The 3,477-nt window shown below is 48.7% G+C and carries 2 rRNA genes; both read left to right on the top strand.

The window, feature by feature from the left end:
- The first annotated feature begins 276 nt into the window (after positions 1 to 276).
- Positions 277 to 3,166: ribosomal RNA gene (locus FTU67_RS14040) — 23S ribosomal RNA — on the top strand.
- Between the two features lie 191 nt (positions 3,167 to 3,357).
- A 5S ribosomal RNA gene (gene rrf, locus FTU67_RS14035) occupies positions 3,358 to 3,472 on the top strand.
- The last annotated feature ends 5 nt before the right edge of the window (positions 3,473 to 3,477 follow it).

Genomic DNA, 3,477 nt, shown 5'->3' with positions numbered 1-3,477 from the left:
CAGTGAATCATTAACAGATTGGCAAAATTGAGTCTGAAATAAATTGTTCACTCAATCAATATACGTTAACGCGTTGTTATGACGGGTTGATGAACGTAGATTGAATTGAGAACTAGCAAATTAACTGAATCAAGCGTTTTGGTATATGAATTTAGATTGAAGCTGTACGGTGCTTAAGTGCACGTGACTTCGAACTGTAGATTAAATAGATAATTGATTATTTATTTAATTGTCTTAATCCTACTTGTAGGGATTAACGACTGTTTGGGGTTGTATAGTCAAGTAATTAAGTGCATGTGGTGGATGCCTTGGCAGTCAGAGGCGAAGAAAGACGTGATAGCCTGCGAAAAGCTCCGGGGAGGCGGCAAATATCCTTTGATCCGGAGATGTCTGAATGGGGAAACCCACTTACCATAAGGTAGGTATCAATACATGAATACATAGTGTATTGAGGCGAACGAGGGGAAGTGAAACATCTCAGTACCCTTAGGAAAAGAAATCAATTGAGATTCCCTCAGTAGCGGCGAGCGAAAGGGGAACAGCCCATTAAGTTATGTGTGTTTTAGTGGAATGCTCTGGGAAGTGCAACCATAGTGGGTGATAGTCCTGTACACGAAAGGGCACACATAATGATGACGAGTAGGGCGAGGCACGTGAAACCTTGTCTGAATATGGGGGGACCATCCTCCAAGGCTAAATACTCCTGACTGACCGATAGTGAACCAGTACCGTGAGGGAAAGGCGAAAAGAACCCCTGTGAGGGGAGTGAAATAGATCCTGAAACCGCATGCATACAAGCAGTGGGAGCCACTTCGTGTGGTGACTGCGTACCTTTTGTATAATGGGTCAGCGACTTACATTCAGTAGCAAGGTTAACCGCATAGGGGAGCCGTAGGGAAACCGAGTCTTAATAGGGCGTATAGTTGCTGGGTGTAGACCCGAAACCAGGCGATCTATCCATGAGCAGGTTGAAGGTTGGGTAACACTAACTGGAGGACCGAACCCACTGTCGTTGAAAAGCCAGGGGATGACTTGTGGATAGGGGTGAAAGGCTAATCAAGCCTGGTGATAGCTGGTTCTCCCCGAAAGCTATTTAGGTAGCGCCTCGGACGAATACCATTGGGGGTAGAGCACTGTTTCGGCTAGGGGGTCATCCCGACTTACCAAACCGATGCAAACTCCGAATACCGATGAGTACTATCCGGGAGACAGACTGCGGGTGCTAACGTCCGTAGTCAAGAGGAAAACAATCCAGACCGCCAGCTAAGGCCCCAAAATCATAGTTAAGTGGGAAACGATGTGGGAAGGCATAGACAGCTAGGAGGTTGGCTTAGAAGCAGCCACCCTTTAAAGAAAGCGTAATAGCTCACTAGTCGAGTCGGCCTGCGCGGAAGATGTAACGGGGCTAAAACTATGTGCCGAAGCTGCGGATGTATACATTGTATACGTGGTAGGGGAGCGTTCTGTAAGCCGATGAAGGTGGATTGAGAAGTCTGCTGGAGGTATCAGAAGTGCGAATGCTGACGTGAGTAACGACAAAACGGGTGAAAAACCCGTTCGCTGAAAGACCAAGGGTTCCAGTCCAACGTTAATCGGGGCTGGGTGAGTCGACCCCTAAGGCGAGGCCGAGAGGCGTAGTCGATGGGAAATTGGTTAATATTCCAATACTTCAGTGTAATGCGATGAGAGGACGGAGAAGGTTAAGTCAGCCTGGCGTTGGTTGTCCAGGTGGAAGGCTGTAGGCATGCATCTTAGGCAAATCCGGGGTGCTCTATGCTGAGAGCTGATAGCAAGCTAGTTTACTAGCGAAGTGGCTGATACCATGCTTCCAGGAAAAGTCTCTAAGCTTCAGTTACACTGGAATCGTACCCGAAACCGACACAGGTGGTCAGGTCGAGTAGACCAAAGCGCTTGAGAGAACTCTGCTGAAGGAACTAGGCAAAATGGTACCGTAACTTCGGGAGAAGGTACGCTGTTGACGGTGATGGGACTTGCTCCCTGAGCGGTTGACAGCCGCAGAAACCAGGCCGCTGCAACTGTTTATTAAAAACATAGCACTCTGCAAACACGAAAGTGGACGTATAGGGTGTGATGCCTGCCCGGTGCTGGAAGGTTAATTGATGGGGTTAGCGTAAGCGAAGCTCTTGATCGAAGCCCCAGTAAACGGCGGCCGTAACTATAACGGTCCTAAGGTAGCGAAATTCCTTGTCGGGTAAGTTCCGACCTGCACGAATGGCATAATGATGGCGGCGCTGTCTCCAGCAGAGGCTCAGTGAAATCGAAATCGCTGTGAAGATGCAGTGTACCCGCGGCTAGACGGAAAGACCCCGTGAACCTTTACTGCAGCTTGACATTGAACTTTGACCTTACTTGTGTAGGATAGGTGGGAGGCTTTGAAGTTGGAACGCCAGTTCCAATGGAGCCGTCCTTGAAATACCACCCTGGTAATGTTGAGGTTCTAACTCTGTCCCGTGATCCGGGACGAGGACCATGTCTGGTGGGTAGTTTGACTGGGGCGGTCTCCTCCTAAAGAGTAACGGAGGAGTACGAAGGTGCGCTCAGCGTGGTCGGAAATCACGCGTAGAGTATAAAGGCAAAAGCGCGCTTAACTGCGAGACCCACAAGTCGAGCAGGTACGAAAGTAGGTCTTAGTGATCCGGTGGTTCTGTATGGAAGGGCCATCGCTCAACGGATAAAAGGTACTCTGGGGATAACAGGCTGATACCGCCCAAGAGTTCATATCGACGGCGGTGTTTGGCACCTCGATGTCGGCTCATCTCATCCTGGGGCTGAAGCAGGTCCCAAGGGTATGGCTGTTCGCCATTTAAAGAGGTACGCGAGCTGGGTTTAGAACGTCGTGAGACAGTTCGGTCCCTATCTACCGTGGGCGCTGGAAATTTGAGAGGATCTGCTCCTAGTACGAGAGGACCAGAGTGGACGAACCTCTGGTGTACCGGTTGTGACGCCAGTCGCATCGCCGGGTAGCTATGTTCGGAAGGGATAACCGCTGAAAGCATCTAAGCGGGAAGCCTACCTCAAGATAAGATTTCCCTAGGAATTTATTCCTCTAAAGAGCCGTTCGAGACTAGGACGTTGATAGGTTGGGTGTGGAAGCATAGCGATATGTGAAGCTGACCAATACTAATTGCTCGTGAGGCTTGACTATACAACACCCAAACAGTTGTTGTATCAAGCTGAATTCTAAACTAATCCTTGATTTAGTTAATGCGACACAATAAAATTCAGACCCAATAGCCAATCCGTTAATAACTCATTTGGAACAAAGTAAGGCATTACATGCAAAAGCATCAAGCTTAAGCAAAGTAACTAAGACCCGAACAAGTCCATAACAGTTGTGCTGGCGACAATAGCAAGAGTGAACCACCTGATCCCTTCCCGAACTCAGAAGTGAAACCTCTTAGCGCTGATGGTAGTGTGGGGTTACCCATGTGAGAGTAAGTCATCGCCAGCTCATTA

Origin of the sequence: Acinetobacter sp. YH12132 (genome assembly GCF_013418645.1) — a bacterium.
Lineage (GTDB): Bacteria > Pseudomonadota > Gammaproteobacteria > Pseudomonadales > Moraxellaceae > Acinetobacter > Acinetobacter indicus.
Note: the sequence above shows the minus strand (reverse complement) of the source record. Positions and strands in the feature narration are given on the sequence as shown.